The sequence below is a fragment of the Streptomyces sp. MA5143a genome (genome assembly GCF_900290235.1).
Lineage (GTDB): Bacteria > Actinomycetota > Actinomycetes > Streptomycetales > Streptomycetaceae > Streptomyces.
The window spans coordinates 129761-156218 of record NZ_OLMK01000026.1 but is presented as its reverse complement, the minus strand read 5'-3'; the positions used below and the strand labels follow the sequence as shown (position 1 = coordinate 156218).

Genomic DNA, 26458 nt, shown 5'->3' with positions numbered 1-26458 from the left:
CCACCGCACCAACCAGTTAGGAGCCCGCCGTGGCCGGCACCCTGAAGAACGTGACCGACGACTCCTTCGAGCAGGACGTCCTGAAGAACGACAAGCCCGTCCTGGTGGACTTCTGGGCCGCGTGGTGCGGCCCGTGCCGCCAGATCGCGCCGTCCCTCGAAGCGATCGCCCAGGAGTACGGCGACAAGATCGAGATCGTCAAGCTCAACATCGACGAGAACCCGGCCACGGCAGCCAAGTACGGCGTCATGTCCATCCCGACCCTGAACGTCTACCAGGGCGGCGAGGTCGCCAAGACCATCGTGGGTGCCAAGCCGAAGGCCGCGATCGTGCGTGACCTTGAGGACTTCATCGCCCAGTAGAGAGCACCGCCGCAAGGTGGCGCTGCCGTCGCTCGGTGACGATGTTTCACGTGAAACACGAAGGGGCCGATCCCATCGGGGTCGGCCCCTTTGCTGGCGCATGCCCCAGTCGGTCGCTCTCAGAGCGGCCGGAGAGCGGGCTCCTTCTGGACCGCTCCCAGAAGCCGGTCGAGCGCCAACTCGACGTCCTCCTTCCAGGAGAGCGTCGTCCGCAACTCCAACCGCAGCCGGGGGTAAGCGGGATGAGGCCGGACTGTTTTGAAGCCCACAGCGGTCAGGTGGTCGGCGGGCAGCACACAGGCCGGTTCCTTCCAGCGTGCGTCACCGAAAGCCTCGATTGCCTTGAAGCCCCGCCGCAGAAGGTCCTTGGCCACCGTCTGCACCATCACCCGACCGAGCCCCTGCCCCTGAAAGCCGGGCACGATGTAGGCGGTCATCAACTGAACCGCGTCCGGGGAGACCGGACTTGTCGGGAACGCCGTCGAGCGTGGTACATACGCCGGCGGTGCATAGAGCACGAAACCCGCAGGGACGTCGTCCACATAAACGACTCGCCCGCAGGACCCCCAGTCCAGAAGAACGGCGGAGATCCAGGCTTCCTTCTCCAGTGCGGGAGTACCGGCCTTTAGCGCTGCCTCACCGCTGACGGGGTCCAACTCCCAGAAGACGCACGAGCGGCAGCGCTGGGGAAGGTCCTGAAGGTTGTCCAGTGTGAGCGGTACGAGCCGACGCCCCATGAAGGCTGTTCCTCGCTTCCTACGCCCGCAGCATCGCGAGCGGCTGTCAGAGCGCTTCGCTCCCTGAGCAGGCTGCCGACGAATCCGCCGATCGCACCCAGCCCCAGGCCGACTGTCAGCAGACCGGAACGGCTCACGGTTCGCATTGCCCCCGCCTCCCATAAAGGTGCCACAAGGTGGATGCGCCCTACCCCACCGCATCGTATCGACGATGTGATTGCCTAGACACTGCCTGCAAGCAAAGAGCGGGCAGTGTCCGGTATACATCGGACACTGCCCGCTCATGCGGTCGACCAGCCGAAAGGCGTCCTACCGTTCGACAGTTCAGGCTTCGCTCTCGTCGCTGTCGTCGTCCAGCAGGCTCCGCTGAAGGACAGGTCCTTCACCGGGGGCGAGCGACGACAGGATGCGCTCCAGATCTTCCATCGAGGCGAACTCGACGGTGATCTTTCCCTTCTTCTGGCCCAGGTCGACCTTCACCCGGGTCTCGAAGCGGTCCGAGAGCCGGGTCGCCAGGTCACTCAGCGCGGGGGAGACACGCGCGCCTGCGCGCGGGCCCTTGGAGCGTGAGGTCGTCTTGGGCCGCGAGCCCATGAGCGTGACGATCTCCTCGACCGCTCGCACCGAAAGCCCTTCGGCCACGATCCGGTGAGCCAGCTTGTCCTGCTCCTCCGAGTCCTCGACCGAGAGCAGTGCCCGCGCGTGTCCGGCGGAGAGCACACCGGCGGCCACACGACGTTGTACCGCGGGCGAAAGCTTCAACAGGCGCAGGGTGTTGGAGACCTGAGGACGGGACCGGCCGATGCGGTCCGCCAGCTGGTCGTGCGTGCAGTTGAAGTCCCGGAGCAGTTGGTCGTAGGCGGCAGCCTCTTCCAGCGGGTTCAGCTGAGCCCGGTGAAGGTTCTCCAGGAGGGCGTCGAGAAGAAGCTTCTCGTCGTCCGTGGCCCGCACGATCGCCGGGATCGCCTCCAGGCCGGCCTCACGGCAGGCGCGCCAGCGTCGCTCACCCATGATGAGCTCGTAGCGGGCCGGTCCCAGTTGCCGCACGACGACGGGCTGGAGAAGGCCGACTTCCTTGATGGAGGTGACCAGCTCCTGGAGGAGGTCCTCGTCGAACACCTCACGGGGCTGCCGCGGGTTCGGCGTGATGGAGTCGAGGGGCAGCTCGGCGAAGTGGGCGCCGATAGGGGCTGCAGGCACCTCGATGCCGCCGTTCGAAGGCAGCTCCTCTGTTTCACGTGAAACATTGGGCAGCGTGGCCACCCTCGCGGCCGCCACCCCACGTTCCTGGGCGACGACCGGTACCGCTGCCGGGGAGGACGACGCGGGTCCACCGATGGCCGGCGGCGCCGCCTTCTCCCCAGTCGGGGCTGCTGGGATCAGTGCGCCGAGACCACGGCCCAACCCCCTCCGTCGCTCACTCACTGGATCCCCTCCACCATGCTCGGGTTGTTCTGTGCGCCGATGTGGGCGTGCGTCGGGTCATAGCCCACGCCGACGCCCTTCAGCGCGATTTCTCGTGCCGCCTCAAGGTAGGAGAGGGCACCGCTCGATCCTGGATCGTAAGTCAGCACGGTCTGCCCGTAGCTGGGGGCCTCCGAGATACGGACAGAGCGCGGAATGCTCGTCCGCAGCACCTCGTCGCCGAAGTGGTTGCGCACCTCGTCTGCGACCTGGGAGGCAAGACGCGTCCGGCCGTCGTACATGGTGAGCAGGATGGTCGACACATGGAGGGTGGGGTTGAGGTGCCCCCGCACCAGGTCGACATTGCGGAGCAGTTGGCCGAGGCCCTCCAGTGCGTAGTACTCGCACTGGATCGGGATGAGGACTTCCTGGCCGGCCACCATTGCGTTGACCGTCAGCAGGCCGAGCGAGGGAGGACAGTCGATCAGGATGTAGTCCAGCGGCTGCTCATAGGCCTGAATCGCTCGCTGGAGCCGGCTCTCACGGGCCACCAGGGACACCAGCTCGATCTCCGCACCGGCGAGATCGATTGTGGCGGGAGCGCAGAAGAGCCCCTCGACATCGGGAACGGGCTGGACGATCTCTGCCAGAGGCTTGCTCTCGACCAGCACGTCGTAGATGGACGGCACCTCGGCGTGATGGTCGATCCCCAGCGCGGTGGAGGCATTGCCCTGGGGATCCAGGTCGATCACCAGAACTCGGGCACCATGCAGAGCCAGCGATGCGGCGAGGTTGACCGTGGTAGTGGTCTTGCCCACGCCGCCCTTCTGGTTGGCGACCACCATGACCCGAGTCTGCTCAGGCCGGGGCAGCCCCTCCCCAGCGCGGCCCAGAGCCTCTACCGCCAGTTGAGCAGCACGACCGATGGGAGTGTCGTCCATCGGGGGCGGTGTTTCACGTGAAACATCCTCCCCCATCGATTCGGTACGGGGACCGGGGACCGGATCGGTCATCGGTCCCGCGATGTTGGCGTCGGACCGCAAGGATTCACTCTCCTCGACTTCAGGCTCGCAATGAACAGAGCCTCCCATGTCTTCGGGGTCGTGAACCAGTGAGGCCTGGGGTTCTGTGGAGAAATCCACCTCTGTGGAAATCTCCCTCGCCTCTCCGAGTGACCCGAGAGGCTTCCGGTCGCGCGGTTCGGCCGCGGCGCGGCCACGGCCGATGATGCCGTGTAGCAGTGAGCGACGTTTCACGTGAAACACGATGCATAGCCGCTCAGGCCACCGCCGCGCGACACTCCGACATGCGTAGGTTGGGGGGCTTGTGTGGAGTATGCCTCGTCGTCAGGACGGATCAGCCCGCGTGCTGAGCAACAAGGCAAGTGGTTGCGCGCTGAGCATCGCCGTCAACGACGTCGGCGGGCCCGTCCCGTCCGGGCCGCCTTCGCTCGCTTCGCTGCGAAGCGGACACCGCCCGGGCTCTCACCGACCTCCACACGGACGACCGTGGAGAGCGGATCCACGACGCCCTCGCCGACATGGTGGATGGAGGTCTCCACCGCGCCGAGCTTGCTCAGTGCCGTGGCCGCGCTCTTGAGCTCCTCCTCGGCGGTGTCGCCCTTGAGCGCCAGCATCTCTCCGTACGGACGCAGGAGCGGAATGCCCCAGGTGGCCAGTCGGTCCAGGGGAGCCACGGCCCGCGCTGTCACCACGTGGACCGGCTGGAGCGTGCCGAGGACTTCCTCGGCACGGCCTCGGAGCACCGTGACGTGGTCGAGGCCCAGCAGCTCCACGACCTCGGTCAGGAAGTTGGTGCGCCGCAGCAGCGGCTCCAGCAACGTGATCTTCAGGTCGTCCCGAACGAGCGCCAGCGGGATGCCGGGCAGACCGGCACCGGAGCCGACATCGCAGACCGTCACTCCCTCGGGGACGACCTCGGAGAGCACCGCGCAGTTCAGCAGGTGCCTCTCCCACAGCCGAGGTACTTCCCGCGGACCGATGAGCCCTCGCTGCACTCCCGCTTCCGCCAGCAGTTCGGCGTACCGGACCGCGTCCGCGTAGCGATCACCGAATACGTCACGCGCCTGCTCGGGCGCAGGGGGAAGCTCCGCTGCCTCCGTCACGGGGACCGTCCTTCCGTACCGCAAGAGCGCACTGTGCGCTGACACCAGAACAACAGGCTGACAAAGATCGGCCCCGCCTGCGGGCAGACGGGGCCGGAGAAACGTACGTACCGGTTCAGGCAGGCAGCACGACGACGAAGCGCTGGGGTTCTTCGCCCTCGGACTCGCTGCGCAGGCCCGCGGTCTTGACCGCGTCGTGCACGACCTTGCGCTCGAAGGGCGTCATCGGCTTCAGCTTGACGGGCTCACCAGTGCTCTTCGCCTCGGCCGCGGCCTTGGCACCCAGCTCGGAGAGCTCGGCACGCTTCTTGGCGCGGTAGCCGGCGATGTCGAGCATCAGGCGGCTGCGGTCACCGGTCTCGCGGTGCACGGCCAGGCGCGTGAGCTCCTGAAGTGCTTCGAGCACCTCGCCTTCCCGGCCGACGAGCTTCTGCAGGTCGCGGCTGCCGCTGTCGCTGATGATCGAGACAGAGGCACGGTCGGCCTCGACGTCCATGTCGATGTCGCCGTCGAGGTCGGCGATGTCCAGCAGACCTTCCAGGTAGTCCGCCGCGATCTCACCCTCCTGCTCCAGGCGGGTGAGGGTGTCTCCACCCTCGGAGGCGGCGGAGGTGGTGCCTTCCGTCACGGGATGGGCTCCTTCTTACTTCTTGGACGGGGACTTGGGGCGCTGCTGGCCCTTGCGCTGACCGGACTGGGCCTTGCTGCGGCCGCCGGTACCGGGCTTGGGCGCCGCCTTCTTGGCTGCGGCCGCCGGCTTGGCGTCCTCGGGCTCGTCGGACTTGCTGAGCGAGGTCGGCGCGCTCTGCTGCTCGGCGTCGTCGGCGGTCTTCGTGACACCGGACTGGCGCTGGGCCTTGGTCTGGCGCTTGGGCTGCTGGCGCTTGGCGGGAGTCGGCGTACCGTCCTCGGCGGTGGCCACGGCCGAGGCCTCGCCCTTGATCACGGTTCCGTCGGTCTGGGCCGCGAGGCCCTCCTTGTTCAGACCGTTGATGAACTTCCGCTCGTACTCGTTGCGGTCACGGCCCTTGACGACGATCGCCTTGACGATGGCGCGCTCACGCCGGTTGCGGGTCTTGCCGTGGCGCGTGACGTGCTTGAGGAGGCGCTCCAGGTACGCGGCCTGGGCCTTGGAACCCGGGGTCGGGTTGTTGTGGATGACGTACATCTGCTGGCCCATGGTCCACACGTTGGTGGTCAGCCAGTAGACGAGGACACCGACGGGGAAGTTGATGCCGAAGACGGCGAACATGATCGGGAAGATGTACATCAGCATCTTCTGCTGCTGCATGAACGGCGTCTTCACCGTGGTGTCGACGTTCTTCGTCATCAGCTGACGCTGCGTGTAGAACTGCGACAGCGACATCAGGATGATCATGATCGCGGTCACGATGCGGACCGTGGTGATGGAAGCGTCGAGCGCCGACGCCTCGGCCGCGCTGTCCGTGAAGGTCGCGGCCAGCGGGGCGCCGAAGATGTGCGCCTTCTGCGCGCTCTGCAGCAGGCTCTCGTTGATGACACCGATGGTGTCGTTGTTCGCGATGCTGTTGAGCACGTGGTACAGGGCGAAGAAGAACGGAGACTGCGCCAGGATGGGAAGGCACGAGGAGAGCGGGTTGGTGCCCGTCTCCTTGTACAGCTTCATCATCTCTTCGGACTGACGCTGCTTGTCGTTCTTGTAGCGCTCCTGGATCTTCTTCATCTCGGGCTGGAGCGTCTGCATGGCCCGAGTCGCCTTGATCTGCTTCACGAAGAGCGGGATCAGGCAGATCCGGATCAGGATCACCAGGGACACGATGGACAGGCCCCAGGCCCACCCGGTGTCATCGCCGAAGAGGGCGCCGTACACCTTGTGGAACTGGACGATGACCCAGGAGACGGGTGTCGTGATGAAGCTGAAGAGACTGGCAATCGTGTCCACTAATCATGCTCCTTGGGCATGGGACGGGCTCTCGGCGGCCGGGCCCGAAGGGGTGTGCCCCTCGGTGGCCGGTTCGGCGGCGGAGGACCCGCCCTTGCGTGCGCGCCACGCACCACGCAGCATCTCGTGCCACCGCGGACGCCTGCGCGGCGGGACATGATCCACACCGCCGAGCGACCAGGGGTTGCACCGCAGGATGCGCCAGGCCGTGAGGGCCGTGCCCTTGATCGCACCGTGGCGGTCGATGGCCGTATAGCCGTAGTGGGAGCACGACGGGTAGTACTTGCACACCGGCCCGAGCAGCGGACTGATCGTCCACTGGTACAGCTTGATCAGCGCCAGCAGCGGGTACTTCATCGTGCGCCCCCTCCCAGCAGCCGTCGTATGGCGGCATCCAGGTCTTGGGCCAGTTGTACGTGGTCGGCGTCGCCCGCACCGGGCAGCGCTCGTACGACTACCAGGCTACCGGGGGGAAACTGGGCGACTCGATCGCGCATGAGATGGCGAAGCCTGCGCTTCACCTTGTTGCGGACGACCGAACCGCCGACGGCCTTGCTCACGACGAAACCCGCACGCGTCGGGGGAGCGCTCTCCCCAGGCGCGTGCGGGTCCATGGAACCGCTACGTAGGTGAACGACGAGGTGCGGGCGTCCGGCCCGACGCCCTCGTCGTACCGCGGTCGCGAAGTCCTCGCGCCGCCTCAGCCGGTTCTCGGTGGGCAGCACGACGGCATGACCTGACCGGGATCAGGCGGACAGGCTCGCGCGACCCTTGGCACGACGGTTCGCGAGAATCGCGCGACCGGCACGGGTACGCATCCGAAGACGGAAGCCGTGGGTCTTCGCGCGACGACGGTTGTTCGGCTGGAAGGTGCGCTTGCTCACTCGGGGGCTCCAGTAATAAATCGGTAGTTGCGGGGTGCCGTCCTGGCTGTCACCGTGCGCCCACGAGTAGCTCGTATTAACGCCCGAGTGCACCGCTTTCCGATCACCTGACGCGATCTGTGCCCATCGGAGGCAGGCGGCAGCAGCCATCGACAACTCGACCTGGTTACGGTACGCGCGGCTGCGCCATCCGGTCAAACCAGAGGTCACGGAGGGACACTATCCACAGGCTGGGGACAACAACTTGAACCGTACCGGCCGCCGTGACTACCGTGACGGAACTCCGATTCGTTCCCATTCCTCGGCTGCCGGGTGACCGACCGACCCACCAGACCTGGTCCCGAGCGCACCACCCGAGTTCCATCCCGACCCCCGTCCCAGAACCACACGTTCGTGGGACCTGTGAGAGAGCGTGCCCTGTGGCTGACGTACCTGCCGATCTTGCCGCAGTGTGGCCACGAGTACTGGAACAACTTCTGGGTGAGGGCCGAGGCCAGGGGGTCGAGGTCAAGGACGAGCGCTGGATCAGACGCTGCCAGCCGCTCGCGCTGGTCGCGGACACCGCTCTGCTCGCCGTTCCGAACGAGTTCGCGAAGGGCGTACTCGAAGGTCGGCTCGCACCGATCGTCAGCGAGACCCTGAGCCGGGAGTGCGGCCGCCCGATCCGGATCGCGATCACGGTGGACAGCTCCGTCGGCGAGACGCCGGCGCCTCCGGTCCAGTCCCGCTTCGAGGAGCCCGAGCTCTCCTCGGGCCCGGGGCAGGGCCGCGACTCCTACGACGGCAGGGACATGTACGACGGCGGGCGGGACGCGCGCGGTCCGTACGACGGCCAGAGCTCCTACGACCATCAGAACTCGTACGACGGCCAGGGCCGTGACCCGTACGAGAGCTACGGCCGCCACCGCGCCGACGACCGGGGCACCGGCGGTGCGGGCGACCAGCTGCCGCCGCCGCGCGCGGACCAGCCGCCCACCGGACGCGGTGACCAGCTCCCGACCGCGCGCCCCGCGTATCCGTCGGAGTACCAGCGTCCCGAGCCGGGCGCCTGGCCCCGACCGTCGCAGGACGACTACGGCTGGCAGCAGCAGCGGCTCGGTTTCCCCGAGCGGGACCCGTACGCGTCGCCGTCGTCGGACTACCGTCCGCAGTCGATGGAGCGGCCGCCCTACGACCAGCGCCCGGACTACGACTCGCCGCGCGCCGACTACGACAAGCCCCGCACCGACTACGACCGGCCGGGCGGCGACTACGACCAGCGGCCGGACCGGCGTGAGGTCCCCGAGCCGCCGCCGGGGGGTCCCGGTGCGCACCGGGGCGGTCCGGCCGGCGGTGCGCCCGGTCCCCTGGCCGCGCAGCCGGCGCCCGCGACCGGTCCGGGCGAGCCCACGGCCCGACTGAACCCCAAGTACCTCTTCGACACGTTCGTCATCGGTGCCTCGAACCGCTTCGCGCACGCCGCCGCGGTGGCCGTCGCCGAGGCGCCGGCGAAGGCGTACAACCCCCTTTTCATCTACGGGGAGTCCGGCCTCGGCAAGACGCACCTGCTGCACGCGATCGGGCACTACGCGCGCAGCCTCTACCCGGGCACGCGGGTGCGGTACGTGAGCTCGGAGGAGTTCACCAACGAGTTCATCAACTCCATCCGCGACGGCAAGGGCGACAGCTTTCGCAAGCGCTACCGTGAGATGGACATCCTGCTCGTCGACGACATCCAGTTCCTGGCGGACAAGGAGTCGACGCAGGAGGAGTTCTTCCACACGTTCAACACGCTCCACAACGCGAACAAGCAGATCGTGCTCTCCAGCGACCGGCCGCCGAAGCAGCTGGTCACGCTGGAGGACCGGCTGCGGAACCGCTTCGAGTGGGGGCTGATCACCGACGTCCAGCCGCCCGAGCTGGAGACGCGTATCGCGATCCTCCGCAAGAAGGCGGTGCAGGAGCAGCTCAACGCCCCGCCGGAGGTGCTGGAGTTCATCGCCTCGCGGATCTCGCGCAACATCCGCGAGCTGGAGGGCGCGCTGATCCGGGTGACGGCGTTCGCGTCGCTCAACCGTCAGCCGGTGGACCTCGGGCTGACGGAGATCGTCCTCAAGGATCTGATCCCCGGCGGGGAGAACGCGTCCCCCGAGATCACCGCGACGGCGATCATGGCGGCGACGGCCGACTACTTCGGGCTCACGGTCGAGGACCTGTGCGGCACCTCACGCGGCCGAGCCCTGGTGACCGCCCGCCAGATCGCCATGTATCTGTGCCGTGAGCTGACCGATCTGTCGCTGCCGAAGATCGGCGCGCAGTTCGGCAACCGCGACCACACGACCGTGATGCACGCCGACCGGAAGATCCGCGCGCTGATGGCCGAGCGGCGCTCCATCTACAACCAGGTCACCGAGCTGACGAACCGCATCAAGAACGGCTGAGCCCCAGGCTCTGCCACCCCTCGAAGGGCGCCCCGGGACGAGTTCCCGAGGGCGCCCTTCGACGTTCCCGAGGCCGTTTCGGCGTCTCCAGGAGCCTGGTTCGTCATTCCCAGCGCCCTGGTTCGTCGTTCCCAGGAACCCGTCAGGCGCTTCCCCGGACGCTTCCCGGAGGCTCCCGACCCTTCCCGAGGCACTTCAGCGAGGCTCCCCGAGCCTCCGCAGGGGCTCCGCGGCGCGCGCCGCGCGTCATCGAGTCGTCAGCCGGTGTTCGAATACCTGCCGCGTTACGGCCGTCCTCCACAGATTCGGGGACTTTCTCCCGTCCACACCCTGGGGACCGGGAAGTTATGCAGATCATGTCCACAGGGCAGCCTGGTGAGCGATCATCGGGCCAGGTCAACAGCCTGTGGATTGGTGGACGAAGGATCTCCACAGACTGTGGACGAAGCGAAGATCCACAGACTGTGGACAGACTTGTCCACCGCCAACCCACAGCTTGCGGCCGGTTGTCCCCAGCGATCCCCAGCTTCTCCACATGCCTGTCCACTGTTCGGCAAGGAAACCGGCCTTCTCACCGCGCCGAGTGAAAGGCGTCACACGAAGTTGCCTGGTTGGGCTGTGGGAAAGCCGGGTAAACCTGGGGACGCGGTTGGGGAGAAGTGCCGTCCGGCTGTGCACGGTGTGTGCAGAACTTTCTGTTCTCCACAGACTGGCCTGGTTGTCCACCGCCTCCACCCACAGGCCCGGTGGACAAAATCTCCTGCCTGAGCTGCGCAAACGCGGTTATCCACGGTTTCCACAGGCCCTACTACTACTCCCAACTAGAGAGAGCTGGGAATTCGTTTCGAAGGGGGCCCTGTGCACAACTCGCTCTCGGCTGCCCGACCGCGCCTCGTCACGACTTGACCCCGGAAGGCTCCGAGTGTCAGTGGCGTGCGTCAGACTGTTCCCCGGTGTCCTTCCCCTCACAGGAACCAGCGACACCGCGACAGACGACGAAGCCAGGCAGGCCGAGAAGCGCCGGCAACAGCAGGAGGCGGCAACAGTGAAGATCCGGGTGGAACGCGACGTACTCGCGGAGGCCGTGGCCTGGGCGGCGCGCAGCCTCCCGGCCCGTCCGCCGGCGCCTGTCCTCGCCGGCCTCCTTCTGAAGGCCGAGGAAGGCCAGCTGAGCCTGTCCAGCTTCGACTACGAGGTCTCCGCGCGGGTCTCCGTGGAGGCGGAGGTCGAGGAGGAGGGCACCGTCCTCGTCTCGGGCCGTCTCCTCGCGGACATCTGCCGCGCCCTCCCCAACCGCCCGGTGGAGATCTCCACAGACGGTGTACGGGCGACGGTGGTCTGCGGCTCCTCGAGGTTCACCCTCCACACACTGCCTGTGGAGGAGTACCCGTCCCTGCCGCAGATGCCGAACGCCACTGGCACCGTCCCCGGCGAGGTCTTCGCCTCCGCCGCCGCCCAGGTGGCCATCGCCGCCGGACGTGACGACACGCTGCCCGTCCTCACCGGTGTGCGCATCGAGATCGAGGGCGACACGGTCACCCTGGCCTCCACCGACCGCTACCGCTTCGCGGTCCGCGAGTTCCTGTGGAAGCCGGAGAACCCGGACGCCTCCGCGGTCGCCCTGGTGCCCGCCAAGACGCTCCTGGACACCGCCAAGGCGCTCACGAGCGGCGACAGCGTCATCCTGGCGCTCTCCGGCTCGGGCTCCGGCGAGGGTCTGATCGGTTTCGAGGGCGCCGGACGCCGGACGACCACCCGTCTCCTCGAGGGCGACCTGCCGAAGTACCGCACGCTGTTCCCCACCGAGTTCAACAGCGTGGCCGTGATCGAGACCGCCCCCTTCGTGGAGGCTGTCAAGCGTGTGGCCCTGGTCGCCGAGCGGAACACCCCGGTGCGGCTCAGCTTTGAGCAGGGCGTGCTGACCCTGGAGGCCGGCTCCAGCGACGACGCACAGGCTGTGGAAAGGGTCGACGCGCAGCTGGAGGGCGACGACATCTCGATCGCCTTCAACCCGACGTTCCTGCTGGACGGCCTGAGTGCCATCGACTCCCCGGTCGCCCAGCTGTCCTTCACGACGTCCACCAAGCCCGCGCTGCTCAGCGGCAAGCCGGCGGTGGACGCGGAGGCGGACGAGGCCTACAAGTACCTGATCATGCCGGTGCGGCTCAGCGGCTGACCCGTCGAGAGACCGCTGTCGCCGCCGTCGGGCGGCCGGCGGCCGTCCACAGCGCTGCGGGGCCCGGTGGATCACCGGGCCCTCGGTGTGAAAGCGCAGGTCGGGGCGTACCTATGAGCGGGTATGCCCACAGATGTGCGTGAGCGTCCGGGTTTAGGCTCGTGCATGGGTACGCAGTGCCCTCATGCCACGTCGCAACCTAAGGAACAACTGATGGAGCTCGGTCTCGTCGGCCTCGGCAAGATGGGCGGCAACATGCGCGAGCGGATACGCCGCGCGGGCCACACCGTCATCGGATACGACCGGAACCCGGATCTCGCCGATGTCCACAGCCTCGAAGAGCTTGTGGGCAAGCTCAAGGGCCCCCGCGTCGTGTGGGTGATGGTCCCGGCCGGGGCCGCCACCCAGTCGACCATCGACGAGCTGGCCGAGCTGCTGGAGCCCGGCGACGTCGTCGTGGACGGCGGCAACTCGCGCTGGACGGACGACGAGAAGCACGCCGAGGAGCTGGCGGCCAAGGGCATCGGCTTCGTCGACTGCGGTGTCTCCGGCGGCGTCTGGGGCCTGGAGAACGGCTACGCGCTGATGTACGGAGGCGACGCCGAGAACGTGGCCAAGGTCCAGCCGGTCTTCGACGCGCTGAAGCCCGAGGGCGACTCCGGCGCCGTGCACGCCGGCAAGGTCGGCGCCGGGCACTTCGCGAAGATGGTCCACAACGGCATCGAGTACGCGATGATGCAGGCGTACGCCGAGGGCTGGGAGCTGCTGGAGAAGGTCGACTCCGTCACGGACGTCCGTGAGGTCTTCCGCTCCTGGCAGGAGGGCACGGTCATCCGCTCCTGGCTGCTCGACCTGGCGGTGAACGCCCTCGACGAGGACGAGCACCTGGACGGGCTCCACGGGTACGCGCAGGACTCGGGCGAGGGCCGCTGGACGGTGGAGGCCGCCATCGACCACGCCGTGCCGCTGCCCGCGATCACGGCCTCCCTCTTCGCGCGGTTCGCGTCGCGCCAGGAGGACTCCCCGCAGATGAAGATGGTCGCGGCGCTGCGGAACCAGTTCGGCGGCCACGCGGTCGAGAAGAAGTAACCCGCGCCCCACGGCCCGCAGGGGGCACGAACACCACTACGGTCGACGAGAAGTCATCCACAGGACCGCACTGCGGTCCACAACCCTGGGGGAGGTCGGCACCCGACCATGCACGTCACGCATCTGTCGCTGGCCGACTTCCGCTCGTACGCCCGGGTCGAGGTCCCGCTCGACCCGGGCGTCACCGCGTTCGTCGGCCCCAACGGACAGGGCAAGACGAACCTGGTCGAGGCCGTCGGCTACCTGGCGACCCTCGGCAGCCACCGCGTCTCCTCCGACGCGCCCCTGGTCCGCATGGGCGCCGACCGTGCGGTCATCCGGGCCCAGGTGCGGCAGGGCGAGCGGCAGCAGCTGGTCGAGCTGGAGCTGAACCCCGGCAAGGCCAACCGCGCCCGCATCAACCGGTCGTCGCAGGTCAGGCCGCGCGACGTGCTCGGCATCCTACGAACGGTGCTGTTCGCGCCGGAGGACCTCGCCCTGGTGAAGGGCGACCCCGGTGAGCGGCGGCGCTTCCTCGACGAGCTGATCACCGCGCGGGCGCCGCGCATGGCGGGTGTGCGCTCCGACTACGAGCGGGTCCTCAAGCAGCGCAACACCCTCCTGAAGACGGCCGCCCTGGCCCGCCGCCACGGCGGCCGCAGCATGGACCTGTCCACGCTCGACGTCTGGGACCAGCACCTCGCGCGCGTGGGCGCCGAACTGCTCGCCCAGCGCCAGGACCTGGTCGCCGCCATCCAGCCGCTGGCCGACAAGGCGTACGAGCAGCTCGCCCCCGGCGGCGGCCCCATCGGCCTGGAGTACAAGCCCTCCTCACCGGGGATCGTCGGCCACGCGCGCGAGGAGCTGTACGAGCAGCTGACGGCCGCCCTCACCGAGGTCCGCAAGCAGGAGATCGAGCGCGGCGTCACGCTCGTCGGTCCCCATCGGGACGAACTGGTGCTAAAACTCGGTCAGCTGCCCGCCAAGGGGTACGCCTCCCACGGGGAGTCCTGGTCGTACGCCCTGGCGCTGCGCCTCGCCTCCTACGACCTGTTGCGGGCCGAGGGCAACGAACCGGTGCTGATCCTCGACGACGTCTTCGCCGAGCTGGACGCGCGACGGCGGGAGCGGCTGGCCGAGCTGGTCGCCCCGGGCGAGCAGGTCCTGGTGACCGCCGCGGTCGACGACGACGTGCCCGGCGTACTGACGGGGACGCGGTTCGCCGTGTCCGACGGGACGGTGGAGCGCGTATGAGCGGATCGGAGAGGAACCCGAAAACCCCCGAACCGTCCGGCGTGGACCTCGCCCGCGTGGCGCTGCGCGCCGCCAAGGAGGCCGCACGCGCGCGGGGGGACGCGGCGCAGCAGAAGAGCCAGGCGCGGCGTGGCGGCGGTCTGCGCTCCGGCGCCCGCCGGGACGGCCGGGACCCGATGGCCCTCGGCTCCGCCATCAACCGGCTGATCACCGAGCGGGGCTGGGAGACGCCGGCCGCCGTCGGCGGGGTGATGGGCCGCTGGCCGCAGATCGTCGGCGAGGACCTGGCCCGGCGCTGCGTTCCCGAGCGGTACGACGAGGACGAGCGGGTCCTGCACGTGCGGTGCGACTCCACGGCCTGGGCGACCAACCTGCGCCTGCTCGCCCCGCAGCTGGTCGCCCGGCTCAACGAGGACCTCGGCCACGGCACCGTACAGCTGCTCAAGGTCCACGGCCCCGGTGGTCCCGCCCACCGCTACGGCCCGCTGCGGGCCCCGGGAAGCACCGGTCCCGGCGATACCTACGGGTGACCGTAGTCACATTTTGACGCTCTCCCGGAAGCCGTCTGCCGCCCGGTCGCACCCCCCTGTGATCCCGCGCGCACGGTCGCGTGCGGATGCGAACTCCTACCTGACCCGGGGGTAGCAAAGGGTTGACACCCGGAAGCGCTGAGTGCCTCCGTGAGCCTCTTGGAGCCCCGTTCCGCATATGGGGAGTCGGGAAGGACCGGTTGAGGGCGGCACATGCGGACTCAGGTACCGGCAAACCCCCATCACTGTCGGCGCTACCGGTAGACTGGAAGCGAAACCCGCCCCATTCGTGGGGACCGCTTCGGAAACACTGTGCAACGCTGACAAAGGCTTCCACCGCAACATGCCGCAGCCGCTCCGGCAAACCCGCCGGGAGTCTGGCTTGTGCTGTGCCAGAAAGGGCGCTTCGTGGCCGATTCCGGCAACCCCAACGAGAACATCCCGTCCACCGAGGCCCTGGCCGGAACGGCCGAGGCCTCATCCTCGGCGTACGACGCCAGCGCCATCACCGTCCTCGAAGGGCTGGACGCGGTCCGCAAGCGGCCCGGCATGTACATCGGCTCGACCGGTGAGCGTGGCCTGCACCACCTGGTGCAGGAGGTCGTCGACAACTCCGTCGACGAGGCCCTGGCCGGGCACGCCGACACGATCGACGTGACGATCCTGCCCGACGGCGGCGTGCGCGTCGTGGACAACGGCCGAGGCATCCCCGTGGGCATCGTCCCGTCGGAGGGCAAGCCGGCCGTCGAGGTCGTGCTGACCGTCCTGCACGCGGGCGGCAAGTTCGGCGGCGGAGGCTACGCGGTCTCCGGCGGTCTGCACGGCGTGGGCGTCTCCGTCGTGAACGCCCTGTCGACCAAGGTCGCCGTCGAGGTCAAGACCGACGGCCACCGCTGGACGCAGGACTACAAGCTCGGCGTCCCGACGGCCCCGCTGGCCAAGCACGAGGCCACGGAGGAGCACGGCACCTCGGTGACCTTCTGGGCCGACCCGGACATCTTCGAGACCACCGACTACTCCTTCGAGACGCTGTCGCGGCGCTTCCAGGAGATGGCGTTCCTCAACAAGGGTTTGACGATCAAACTCACTGACGAGCGCGAGTCCGCCAAGGCCACCGCGGGGGCGGACGAGGCCGGCGAGGACGAGAAGCACGAGGTCAAGACGGTCACGTACCACTACGAGGGCGGCATCGTCGACTTCGTGAAGCACCTCAACTCCCGTAAGGGGGACGTGGTGCACCCCTCCGTCGTCGACTTCGAGGCGGAGGACAAGGAGAAGCACCTCTCCGTCGAGATCGCGATGCAGTGGAACAGCGGTTACAGCGAGGGTGTGTACTCCTTCGCCAACATCATCCACACGCATGAGGGCGGCACCCACGAAGAGGGCTTCCGCGCGGCGCTCACCGGTCTGATCAACCGCTACGCGCGAGACAAGAAGCTGCTGCGGGAGAAGGACGACAACCTCACGGGTGACGACATCCGCGAGGGTCTGACGGCGATCATCTCGATCAAGCTGAGCGAGCCGCAGTTCGAGGGCCAGACCAAGACCAAGCTGGGCAACACGGAGGCGAAGACCTTCGTGCAGAAGGTCGTGCACGAGCACCTCACCGACTGGCTGGACCGCAACCCGAACGAGGCCGCGGACATCATCCGCAAGTCGATTCAGGCGGCCACCGCGCGCGTGGCGGCCCGCAAGGCCCGTGACCTCACCCGTCGCAAGGGCCTGCTGGAGACGGCGTCCCTGCCGGGCAAGCTGAGCGACTGCCAGTCGAACGACCCCACCAAGTGCGAGATCTTCATCGTCGAGGGTGACTCCGCCGGCGGATCGGCCAAGTCCGGCCGTAACCCGCAGTACCAGGCGATCCTCCCGATCCGCGGCAAGATCCTCAACGTCGAGAAGGCGCGGATCGACAAGATCCTGCAGAACCAGGAGATCCAGGCGCTGATCTCCGCCTTCGGCACCGGGGTCCACGAGGACTTCGACATCGAGAAGCTTCGCTATCACAAGATCATCCTGATGGCGGACGCCGACGTCGATGGCCAGCACATCAACACCCTGCTGCTGACCTTCCTCTTCCGCTTCATGCGCCCGCTGGTCGAGGCCGGACACGTCTTCCTGTCGCGTCCGCCGCTCTACAAGATCAAGTGGGGCCGGGACGACTTCGAGTACGCCTACTCGGACCGTGAGCGCGACGCCCTGATCGAGCTCGGCCGGCAGAACGGCAAGCGGATCAAGGAAGACTCGATCCAGCGCTTCAAGGGTCTCGGCGAGATGAACGCCGAGGAGCTGCGCATCACGACCATGGACCAGGACCACCGTGTCCTCGGCCAGGTCACGCTCGACGACGCCGCCCAGGCCGACGAGCTGTTCTCGGTGCTCATGGGCGAGGACGTCGAGGCCCGGCGCCAGTTCATCCAGCGCAACGCCAAGGACGTCCGCTTCCTCGACATCTGAGTCGGTCTCAGCTGACCGCACCAGAAAGGATCCCCACCAGCAATGGCCGACGAGAACACCCCCGTCACGCCTGACCCCACCGAGGGCGAGACCACCCTGCGCATCGAGCCCGTCGGGCTCGAAACGGAGATGCAGCGCTCGTACCTGGACTACGCGATGTCCGTCATCGTGTCCCGCGCGCTGCCCGACGTACGCGACGGTCTCAAGCCCGTCCACCGCCGTGTCCTGTACGCCATGTACGACGGGGGCTACCGGCCCGAGAAGGGCTTCTACAAGTGCGCCCGCGTCGTCGGCGACGTGATGGGCAACTACCACCCCCACGGCGACTCCTCGATCTACGACGCGCTGGTCCGCCTCGCGCAGCCGTGGTCGATGCGCATGCCGCTGGTGGACTCCAACGGCAACTTCGGCTCGCCGGGCAACGACCCGGCGGCGGCCATGCGCTACACCGAGTGCAAGATGGCGCCGCTGTCGATGGAGATGGTCCGTGACATCGACGAGGAGACCGTCGACTTCACGGACAACTACGACGGCCGCTCCCAGGAGCCGACCGTCCTGCCGGCCCGCTTCCCGAACCTGCTGATCAACGGCTCGGCCGGTATCGCGGTCGGCATGGCCACCAACATCCCGCCGCACAACCTCCGCGAGGTCGCGGCCGGCGCGCAGTGGTACCTGGAGAACCCGGAGGCCTCCCACGAGGAGCTCCTGGACGCCCTGATCGAGCGCATCAAGGGCCCCGACTTCCCGACCGGCGCCCTGGTCGTCGGCCGCAAGGGCATCGAGGAGGCGTACCGCACGGGCCGCGGCTCCATCACGATGCGCGCGGTCGTCGAGGTCGAGGAGATCCAGAACCGCCAGTGCCTGGTGGTCACGGAACTGCCGTACCAGGTCAACCCGGACAACCTCGCGCAGAAGATCGCCGACCTAGTCAAGGACGGCAAGATCGGCGGCATCGCCGACGTCCGTGACGAGACGTCCTCCCGCACGGGCCAGCGCCTGGTCATCGTGCTGAAGCGGGACGCGGTCGCCAAGGTCGTGCTGAACAACCTGTACAAGCACACCGACCTGCAGACGAACTTCGGTGCCAACATGCTGGCGCTGGTCGACGGCGTGCCCCGCACGCTCTCCCTGGACGCGTTCATCCGCCACTGGGTGACGCACCAGATCGAGGTCATCGTCCGCCGTACGAAGTTCCGGCTGCGCAAGGCCGAGGAGCGCGCGCACATCCTGCGTGGTCTGCTGAAGGCCCTGGACGCCATCGACGAGGTCATCGCGCTGATCCGGCGCAGCGACACCGTCGACATCGCGCGCACGGGCCTGATGGAGCTCCTGGAGATCGACGAGATCCAGGCCAACGCCATCCTCGAGATGCAGCTGCGCCGACTGGCCGCCCTGGAGCGTCAGAAGATCCTCCAGGAGCACGCCGAACTCCAGGCGAAGATCAACGAGTACAACGAGATCCTCGCGTCGCCGGTCCGCCAGCGCGGGATCGTCAGCGCCGAACTCGCCGCGATCGTCGAGAAGTACGGCGACGACCGCAAGACGATGCTGGTCCCCTACGACGGCGACATGTCCATCGAGGACCTCATCGCCGAGGAGGACATCGTCGTCACGGTCACCCGCGGCGGCTACGTCAAGCGCACCAAGGCCGACGACTACCGGGCGCAGAAGCGCGGCGGCAAGGGCGTACGCGGCGCGAAGCTCAAGGAAGACGACATCGTCGACCACTTCTTCGTGTCCACGACCCACCACTGGCTGCTGTTCTTCACCAACAAGGGCCGTGTGTACCGGGCCAAGGCCTACGAGCTGCCGGACGCGGGACGTGACGCGCGTGGACAGCACGTCGCCAACCTGTTGGCCTTCCAGCCGGACGAGGCGATCGCGGAGATCCTCGCGATCCGCGACTACGAGGCCACGCCGTACCTGGTGCTCGCCACCAAGGGCGGTCTTGTGAAGAAGACGCCTCTGAAGGATTACGATTCGCCCCGTTCCGGCGGCGTCATCGCGATCAACCTCCGTGAGAAGGAGGACGGTTCCGACGACGAACTGATCGGAGCCGAACTCGTATCGGCAGAGGATGACATCCTTCTGATCAGCAAGAAGGCACAGTCGATCCGCTTCACGGCGACCGACGACGCGCTGCGGCCCATGGGCCGTGCGACCTCGGGTGTCAAGGGCATGAGTTTCCGTGAGGGAGACGAGCTGCTCTCGATGAATGTTGTTCGACCCGGTACGTTCGTGTTCACTGCCACAGACGGCGGGTACGCGAAGCGGACCGCCGTCGACGAGTACCGCGTTCAGGGTCGCGGCGGCCTCGGCATCAAGGCCGCCAAGATCGTGGAGGACCGCGGTTCGCTCGTCGGCGCGCTGGTGGTCGAGGAGACCGACGAGATCCTCGCCATCACGCTGTCGGGCGGTGTGATTCGTACGCGGGTCAATGAGATCAGGGAAACCGGCCGTGACACCATGGGCGTCCAACTGATCAACCTGGGCAAGCGCGATGCCGTGGTCGGTATCGCCCGTAACGCCGAGGCGGGACGTGAGGCGGAGGAGGTCGACGGCGAGGTCGCCGTCGACGAGACCGCCGAGGGCGTCGCGACGATCGGCACGGACGAGGGTGAGGCGCCCTCGGCCGAGTAGCACGAGGAGTGAGTCAGCGTGAGCGGAGCCACGGGCGCCGGATCGTCCGGTAGTTCGTCCGGCACTTCGACCGGTGCGGAAACGGACGGCGGCGGCCGTGGCTCCGCCGCGCGTGCGATGGACACGCACACGACGCAACTGAAGGCGATCAAGCCGGACCCGACCGATTCGGCTTCGCCTTCGTCCTCACCCTCGTCCGAGAAGCATGGATCGCAGGGGGGAACTGTGACGGACACGAGGGGGGCGCAGGCGAAGCCGCCGGCGCCGGGGACCCCGCCCGCGGCGCCGGGCGGGCGCCAGACGTCGGCGCAGGCCCAGCCGCCAGCGCAGGCCGCGCGTTCGGCACAGGCCGCGGGCTCGGCGCTGCCGGGCGAGCGCGGTCCGCAGCAGCAGACGGGGCCGTACCACCCGCCGCAGGCGTACCAGGCGGCGCCGGGCGAGAGCGCCTCGCGCAAGCCGCGTACGGGGGCCGGCACGGTGCCGCGTACCCGCAAGGCGCGGCTCCGGGTGGCCAAGGCCGACCCGTGGTCGGTGATGAAGGTGAGCTTCCTGCTCTCCATCGCCCTCGGCATCTGCACGATCGTCGCGGCCGCGGTGCTGTGGATGGTCATGAACGCGATGGGCGTCTTCTCCACGGTCGGCGCGACCATCTCCGAGGCCACCGGCTCGAACGAGTCCAACGGCTTCGATCTGCAGTCGTTCCTGTCGCTGCCCAACGTGCTGATCTTCACGGCGATCATCGCGGTCATCGACGTCGTCCTCGCCACCGCCCTCGCGACGCTCGGCGCGTTCATCTACAACCTCTCCGCCGGTTTCGTCGGCGGCATCGAGCTGACGCTGGCCGAGGACGAGTAGGGGCGACGGGGCCCTGAGACGGAGCCCTCTGCGGGGTGTCCCACCGCTTCGCGGTCCCTCCCCGGGTATCGATTTTGGGACTGCCCACGTCGTGCGCTAATCTTCAGGAGTCAGCGCGCGGGACACACACCGCAGAGCGCGGCGGGGCTATAGCTCAGTTGGTTAGAGCGCATCCCTGATAAGGATGAGGCCACAGGTTCAAATCCTGTTAGCCCCACACGCGAAAAGACCCCCAGTCGGAAACGGCTGGGGGTCTTTGGCGTTGCCGGCTGACTTCAGCAGGGGCAGGGGGCCGCGGCCGGCACCGGGCTGGACTTTGTGAGCTGACGGCCGTGATGGGCGGGTTCTCGGGCGCGGGCTGCTGCTGCTCACCGCCGCGGTCTGAACGGCTCTGCACGGCAGAAGCCCCCGGCCGGGAGCCGGGGGCCTCGTCTTGGTCTGGGGCGTCGTACGCAGGATCGCCGTGGTGTACGGGTGGACGCGGCAGGTCGCGGGCTTCGCGGTCGTGGGCGGTCGCGATGTCCGCGGTCCGTGGATCAGCGCTGAAGGCGGGTGAGGGGGTCGTTCGGCGCGGGAGGGGCTTCAGGAGCGGCCGGCGGGACCGTGAGGGCCGACGTCGCGTCCGGAGGGCTGTCCAGGGCCGTGAGGTGGCGGCAGGAGGGCGAGGAGCCGTGTGCCTCCGCGCGGATGCGCTGCTTCATCGTCGGTGGCAGGGCGCGATCGCGAGGGCGGGAGACGAGGGGCAGGTCCGCGATCGTCGGGCGGGCCGCGCAGTTGCGGTGGGTCTCGGGCTGCGGTACCGCGGCGGCCGCCGTGGCTGTGATGAGTCCGAGCGCCGTGCACAGCGCGAGGAAGGCGGTGACGATGGTGGTCCACAGCTTCATGACCTTGTTCTGGGCCATGGCCCCTCACTTTCGGGTCGGGCGATTTGCGTACTTTCCTCATGATGTGTATGTGGGCCGCGAAGTGGGGGACCGACGCCCATGGCGCGTCGATCTTCAGATCAACACCACTCGGATGGGCGCAAGGGGGTGCGAGAGTTCCCCGGAGCTGCGATGTCGTACGGGAAACCGGTCCGATGAACCTGCGATAGGAACGGCGACGTCCGGTTCTACTGGGGTCTTCCGGCCGGGAGTTGAGGGGCCGACGCAGGTCACCGATCGATATCGGTCGGTGTGTATAGTCGGGCGCCAGAGGTCCCCTACGTCAAGGAAAGACGAGGTCGCGCGGTGAAGAAGCTTCTCCTGGTCGCACTGGCCGCCATCGGCGGGCTCCTCGTGTACCGCCAGATCCAGGCGGATCGCGCCGAGCAGGATCTGTGGACGGAGGCGACTGACTCCGTGCCCACGGGTTCGTGAACATCGACATCAGTCTCAGAGCAGACCCCGGCCGTATTCGCGGCCGGGGTTTTGTGTGTCCTGGGTCCGTCGTCCCAGGCCCGCGGAAGCCGACAGGGGTACCTGCGCTTCACTGCCGCGAATGATTCGCTTGCAACAGCGAAACGGTGCTCTGTCAAGAGCGCGATTTCGGCCGCTCGTCCCCGAGAAGGCGCGCATCTGTGCGGAGGGAACGGCAGGATGGGCGCGTTCGGGGCTACGACGAGGGGTGGCGCGTGATGGGGCGGCGCACGGTCTGGGGGCGCACTGCGGCAGCCGTGGGAGCGGCCCTGCTCATGACCATGGCACAGCCCGTTCCCGCCCTGGCGGCCGACGAGCCGACGCCGTACTCCTACGCCGAGGACGCCACGACGGTCGACGGCTCGACGGGCACCACACAAGCGGTGCGGCTGACGCCGGGCAGGACCTACCGCAGTGCCATCGGCCCCGGCGAGAAGCTCTACTACCGCCTCGACCTCGACGCCGTCGCCAACGCGTACGTCTCGGGCACCGCCGTACCCGCGGCAGGGGCGAGCGTCGCCTCCTCCGACGGGCTGAGGGTCTCCATCGAGGACGTCGACGCCCACCGCTGCTCGTACGGGAACGCCCGCTTCGGCCCCACGCGCAGCGCCCACCCCGTCACCGCCTCAGCCTCGCGTGAGATCGGCACCGACGAGTACATGTGCCAGGCGGCCGGGGCGTACTACCTCGTCGTCGAGCGCGTCGGTCCCAGCACGTCGTCCGGTACCTCGTCAGGTCTGTCATCGGGTGCATCGGGTACGTCGGGTGCGTCGGGTGCGTCGGCGGGTGGATCCTCGGGGGCCGGTGGGCGGAGGGCCGGGCAGGAGTGGGGGCTCGAACTCGGCTACGCGTGGGAGCCCGCCGTGAAGAAGGGCGGCTCGACAGACGCACCCGAGACCTGGGACTCGGCGTCGCCCGAACCCCTGCGCGGGGATCCCGAGCGCCGACGCGGGGGGAGCGGTTTCGCCTCGGCCGGCCCTCTGGCGCAGGGAATCTGGCAGGACGAGGCCGGGATCAAGGCCGGGGAGACGCGCTACTACAAGGTCCCCGTCGACTGGGGGCAGCAGCTCCACGCCACCGCTGAGCTGGGCAGCACGACCGGCGGCGAAGGGTACGTCGGCAACGCGCTGGTCATGTCGCTGTACAACCCGGCGCGGGGGCTCGTGGACGACGCGCTCGTCAACTACGGCGGTGAGCAGCGCTCCGCCGCCCTCGACCCGCTCCCCCCGGTCGCCTACGACAACCGCTACTCCCTCGACGACGAGGTCAGCGGAATGCGGTTCGCCGGCTGGTACTACCTGGCGGTTCACCTCGGCTCGGCGGTGGCCGAGCGCTTCGGCGAGAAGCCGATCGGGCTGACCCTGCGGATACGGGTGTCCGGTCGGGCCGAGTCCGGGCCCGGGTACCTGGGTCCGGCCGAGCCGCGCGGGGCCTTCGAGGTCACCGACCAGGACCGGGAGGCCGCCGAGACGGGCACGGGGACGGGGGACACGCTGGAAGGGGCTGGAGAGGCGGGGAGTTCCGGCGGCGAGGAGAGCGCCGGTGGTTCGGGCGGGTCCACGATCAGCGGGGGCAGGCGGCTCGCCATGACGGCGGTCGCCGCCGGCGGGATCGGCACGGGGAGCCTGCTGGTGCTGGCGCTGCTGCTGTGGACGCTCGTGGCACGCCGTCGGGCGGCGGCGGTGCGGCCCGCGGCACCGTCGGGTGGAGCCCGCGCCTCGCGGCGGGGGCGGCACGGGTCGTCGCGGGGGCGGTAGCGCCGGCGGGTGGGGGAGGTGGCGGGGCAGCCGGTCCCTGGCCGAGGGTCAGAGCTGGCCCAGTGCCCAGAACCCCACCGCGAAGCAGGCCATGGCGAGCAGCAGGACGGGGATGACCACCTTCATGGGTGGGCCGGGGCGGCGCCGCGTATTCGCCCTCGATCGGCGTGGAACCTGCGACGGCTGAGCGGTGTATGAACCAGTAGAGGCGTACGCGGGCTGGTGCACCGCTGGAGTCGAGACCTGAGAGGGGTCCAGGGGCGGTTGCGGCTGGGGGGAGGGCACATGCGTGGGTTCGTGGAGCTGCGGGGTACGCAGGGGCGTCCCGGTCGTGGGAGTGGCCTGCTGATTCAGCTGGTGCTGGGAGTAGCCGGGAGCGTGGTGCGGTGGCTCCGTGTGCCGTGGCTCCATGTGCGGCGGTTCCGCACGCTGTGGCTCCGCGTACTGCGGCTCCGTCTCGCGCGGCGGAGCGTGGGTGGCCAGCACCTGCGGTGGCGGCAGATGGAAGCTACCGGTGTCCGACATGGTGGGCGGCGGTGGCCCGGGGGCGCGCTCGGGTCGCGGCGGGGCGGGCTCGGGGCGAGGCGGTGCAGGGTCGGTGAGCGCCGGTATGGGGTCGGACTGCGGTGGTACGGCGACGGGGGGCGGCTCGGGGGCCGCTTGGTCTCCGAGCTCCGCAGAGGGGGAGCCCGCACCCTGATACCACTGCCCTGTGCCTGTGCCTGTGCCTGTGCCTGTGCCTGTGCCTGGGCCTGTGCCTAGGCCTGTGCCTGTGCCTGGGCTCGTGCCTGAGCTGGTCCCGGGCGGCGCTGATGGGGGCATCGGCGGCGGCGATGCGGCACCGGGGCGCGGAGGTTGAGGCGACGGGGAGCCGTTGGGTGGGGCCGGAGGTAGGTCCCCTGCGCCGGGCTGCGCGAGCGAGCCCTGGGACGGTGTGGCCTCAGGCAGCTGAGCCGGAAGCGGCGGAGCGGAGGGAGGGGGCGTGGAGGGAGGGGGAGGCGTCATGTCGACACCGGACGGCGAAGAGGCGGACCAGCCCAGCGAGTTGGAAGGAGCAGCAGCGCCTGAACGAGGAGCATGCGAACTCGGCGGCAGGATCCCCGGACCCGGCGAGCCTTCCGCTCCCGGCGGCGGGCCGCCCACAACAGGGGCATTCGCGCTGACCCGAGAAGAGCCCGTCCCTCGCCCAGACCTCGACGAGGACGTGGTGCCCGTGCTCGTCCCGCTCACGTCCAGCCCTGACGCTCGCTGCAAAGGGCCTTCCGAGCCGAACCCCACTGGAAGCGGGCCGAGTTGGTCGAACACCTCCACCAGCTCGTCGTCGGGGCCGGTCTCGGGGAGCAGCTCGGTGGCGGCGGCGAGGGCCTTGCGCGCACCCGTGGCGGTACGGAAGCGGGCATGGGGATCGGGCTGGAGCAGTGTGGCGATGACCTGCCACAGAGGCTCCGGGATGCCCCTGGGGGCCTTGGGTGTGCCGTGGGCTGCGAAGTGTTCGATGAGCGCCTTGGAGTCGGGTTTGGCGCCCTCCAGGAGGTACAGGGCGACGAGGCCCACCGCGAAGAGGTCGGCGGGGAAGTCGGGGTCCGCACCCAGCATCTGCTCGGGGGCGAAGTAACCCGGCGTGCCCACGACGTAGTTGGTCTCGGTCAGCCGGGGCTCGCCCAGACGCATGGCTATGCCGAAGTCGGACAGGCGAAGACGTGGCCTTGCGGTGCCGGTGGCCTCCAGCAGCACATTGGCGGGCTTGATGTCGCGGTGGATGACGCCTTCCGCGTGCACGGCGGCGAGGCCGGACAGCAACTGGTCGAGCAGGAGGCAGACGAAGGCAGGAGGAAGAGGGCCGTAGTCGTTGACGAGATTGACCAGAGAGCCTCCGGCGACCAGGTCCATGGTGAACAGGACCTTGTCGTCATCGGCGGCCCAGCTGGCGGGCGCGAGCACGTGAGGGTGGTCGATCCGCACGGCCTGCTCACGGACGAAGCGGAGCAGAGCGTGCGCGTCGCGCTGCTGCAGGACCTTGGCGGCCACGTACCGGCGGCGTCGGTGGTCCCAGGTGCGCCAGACCGCGCCGACTCCCCCGCGTCCGATCGGGTCGACCAGCTCGTACCGGCCGGCGAAGACCTCACCCATGGTTGTGCGTCGTTCCCCCTTCGGCTCCCCCCTTGGCTGCCCGTCGGCGGAGGACACGGCTTCCGAGCCGTCCTCCGCAGAGCCGGCTTCTGCCTACCGGTTTCCCACGGAGCTCGTTTCCGTACCTCTGTCCCCCAACCGCATTGTGTGGCCCGTCCCCTCAGCCCCCTCCGCAGCCTCTGCCTGGCTTGGTCGTCTGCCTCTCCGGAGCGTCGTCTGCCTCTCCGGAGCTCTGCCTCGGCCCGCCCTTCCGGCGGCCCGGTCCGTTGCCTCTCGGCTCTCGTCGAGCCTACGTCCGCGTCTTCGTGACGTCGGTGCTGGTGGTCCGTTCAGCCTGAGCCTCC

Annotated in this window: 22 protein-coding genes and 1 tRNA gene; 12 read left to right on the top strand and 11 right to left on the bottom strand. The window is 68.7% G+C overall.

From position 1 onward, the window contains the following. Positions 1–29 precede the first annotated feature (29 nt). The gene (trxA, locus tag SMA5143A_RS12505) at positions 30–362 is read left to right on the top strand and encodes a thioredoxin (RefSeq protein ID WP_055537149.1); all 333 of its coding nucleotides are present in this window, start codon (positions 30–32) and stop codon (positions 360–362) included. A gap of 119 nt (positions 363–481) precedes the next feature. On the opposite strand, the gene SMA5143A_RS12500 is transcribed toward trxA, so the two are convergent. The 9 genes from SMA5143A_RS12500 to rpmH form a co-directional block, all read right to left on the bottom strand. Then, positions 482–1099: a GNAT family N-acetyltransferase gene (locus SMA5143A_RS12500; RefSeq protein WP_107463020.1), complete on the bottom strand. Its 618-nt coding sequence runs from the start codon at positions 1097–1099 to the stop codon at positions 482–484. 324 nt (positions 1100–1423) lie between these two features. Beyond that, entirely contained in the window at positions 1424–2524 is a 1101-nt protein-coding gene (locus SMA5143A_RS12495; RefSeq protein ID WP_107463019.1) for a ParB/RepB/Spo0J family partition protein, read from the bottom strand. Beyond that, on the bottom strand, positions 2521–3594 hold the full coding sequence (locus tag SMA5143A_RS12490) for a ParA family protein (RefSeq protein WP_107463151.1): 1074 nt from the start codon (positions 3592–3594) through the stop codon (positions 2521–2523). The genes SMA5143A_RS12495 and SMA5143A_RS12490 overlap by 4 nt, the downstream gene beginning before the upstream one ends. A gap of 317 nt (positions 3595–3911) precedes the next feature. Next, positions 3912–4628, bottom strand: a complete 717-nt coding sequence (gene rsmG / locus SMA5143A_RS12485; protein WP_055537145.1) for a 16S rRNA (guanine(527)-N(7))-methyltransferase RsmG — start codon at positions 4626–4628, stop codon at positions 3912–3914. A 115-nt stretch (positions 4629–4743) separates the two neighbouring features. Then, positions 4744–5256 carry a Jag family protein gene (locus tag SMA5143A_RS12480; RefSeq protein WP_055514481.1) on the bottom strand — a complete coding sequence of 171 codons (513 nt, stop codon included), beginning with the start codon at positions 5254–5256 and terminating at the stop codon, positions 4744–4746. A 15-nt stretch (positions 5257–5271) separates the two neighbouring features. Then, positions 5272–6549, bottom strand: a complete 1278-nt coding sequence (gene yidC / locus SMA5143A_RS12475; protein ID WP_107463018.1) for a membrane protein insertase YidC — start codon at positions 6547–6549, stop codon at positions 5272–5274. A gap of 3 nt (positions 6550–6552) precedes the next feature. After that, on the bottom strand, positions 6553–6906 hold the full coding sequence (gene yidD / locus SMA5143A_RS12470; RefSeq protein ID WP_107463017.1) for a membrane protein insertion efficiency factor YidD: 354 nt from the start codon (positions 6904–6906) through the stop codon (positions 6553–6555). Continuing rightward, positions 6903–7274, bottom strand: a complete 372-nt coding sequence (rnpA, locus tag SMA5143A_RS12465; protein WP_107463016.1) for a ribonuclease P protein component — start codon at positions 7272–7274, stop codon at positions 6903–6905. Before rnpA ends, yidD begins: the two co-directional genes overlap by 4 nt. Positions 7275–7295: 21 nt before the next feature. Further along, the gene (gene rpmH, locus SMA5143A_RS12460; RefSeq protein WP_015659252.1) at positions 7296–7433 is read right to left on the bottom strand and encodes a 50S ribosomal protein L34; all 138 of its coding nucleotides are present in this window, start codon (positions 7431–7433) and stop codon (positions 7296–7298) included. A gap of 419 nt (positions 7434–7852) precedes the next feature. On the opposite strand from rpmH, the gene dnaA reads away from it, so the two are divergent. From dnaA to SMA5143A_RS12410, 9 genes are all read left to right on the top strand, one after another. After that, entirely contained in the window at positions 7853–9853 is a 2001-nt protein-coding gene (gene dnaA, locus SMA5143A_RS12455) for a chromosomal replication initiator protein DnaA (RefSeq protein WP_107463015.1), read from the top strand. A gap of 1045 nt (positions 9854–10898) precedes the next feature. Further along, complete coding sequence (gene dnaN, locus SMA5143A_RS12445; RefSeq protein WP_055514473.1) at positions 10899–12029, top strand: DNA polymerase III subunit beta; 1131 nt, start codon at positions 10899–10901, stop codon at positions 12027–12029. Positions 12030–12242: 213 nt separating this feature from the next. Continuing rightward, complete coding sequence (gene gnd, locus SMA5143A_RS12440) at positions 12243–13118, top strand: phosphogluconate dehydrogenase (NAD(+)-dependent, decarboxylating) (RefSeq protein ID WP_107463013.1); 876 nt, start codon at positions 12243–12245, stop codon at positions 13116–13118. Between the two features lie 108 nt (positions 13119–13226). Then, positions 13227–14351: a DNA replication/repair protein RecF gene (gene recF / locus SMA5143A_RS12435; protein WP_107463012.1), complete on the top strand. Its 1125-nt coding sequence runs from the start codon at positions 13227–13229 to the stop codon at positions 14349–14351. Next, a complete protein-coding gene (locus SMA5143A_RS12430) occupies positions 14348–14881 on the top strand; it encodes a DUF721 domain-containing protein (protein WP_181361822.1) in 534 nt (177 codons plus the stop codon). The genes recF and SMA5143A_RS12430 overlap by 4 nt, the downstream gene beginning before the upstream one ends. A gap of 384 nt (positions 14882–15265) precedes the next feature. Beyond that, on the top strand, positions 15266–17335 hold the full coding sequence (gene gyrB, locus SMA5143A_RS12425) for a DNA topoisomerase (ATP-hydrolyzing) subunit B (protein ID WP_099966617.1): 2070 nt from the start codon (positions 15266–15268) through the stop codon (positions 17333–17335). A 42-nt stretch (positions 17336–17377) separates the two neighbouring features. Next, positions 17378–19975, top strand: coding sequence for a DNA gyrase subunit A (gyrA, locus tag SMA5143A_RS12420; protein ID WP_107463010.1), 2598 nt, complete (start codon positions 17378–17380; stop codon positions 19973–19975). Between the two features lie 18 nt (positions 19976–19993). After that, on the top strand, positions 19994–20830 hold the full coding sequence (locus SMA5143A_RS12415) for a DUF3566 domain-containing protein (protein ID WP_107463009.1): 837 nt from the start codon (positions 19994–19996) through the stop codon (positions 20828–20830). Positions 20831–20973: 143 nt separating this feature from the next. Further along, a tRNA-Ile gene (locus SMA5143A_RS12410) sits at positions 20974–21047 on the top strand. Positions 21048–21366: 319 nt separating this feature from the next. Here the strand turns inward: SMA5143A_RS12410 and SMA5143A_RS12405 are convergent. Then, positions 21367–21732 carry a DUF6344 domain-containing protein gene (locus SMA5143A_RS12405; RefSeq protein ID WP_107463008.1) on the bottom strand — a complete coding sequence of 122 codons (366 nt, stop codon included), beginning with the start codon at positions 21730–21732 and terminating at the stop codon, positions 21367–21369. Between the two features lie 327 nt (positions 21733–22059). Here SMA5143A_RS12405 and SMA5143A_RS12400 point away from each other — a divergent pair, with 327 nt between their 5' ends. Continuing rightward, complete coding sequence (locus tag SMA5143A_RS12400) at positions 22060–22188, top strand: DLW-39 family protein (RefSeq protein WP_003999697.1); 129 nt, start codon at positions 22060–22062, stop codon at positions 22186–22188. Positions 22189–22502: 314 nt separating this feature from the next. Next, positions 22503–23984 (top strand): hypothetical protein, encoded by a 1482-nt coding sequence (locus tag SMA5143A_RS12395; protein ID WP_107463007.1) that lies wholly within the window; start codon positions 22503–22505, stop codon positions 23982–23984. A gap of 48 nt (positions 23985–24032) precedes the next feature. Here the strand turns inward: SMA5143A_RS12395 and SMA5143A_RS12390 are convergent, their stop codons facing one another. Continuing rightward, positions 24033–26114, bottom strand: a complete 2082-nt coding sequence (locus tag SMA5143A_RS12390) for a serine/threonine-protein kinase (RefSeq protein ID WP_107463006.1) — start codon at positions 26112–26114, stop codon at positions 24033–24035. Positions 26115–26458 lie beyond the last annotated feature (344 nt).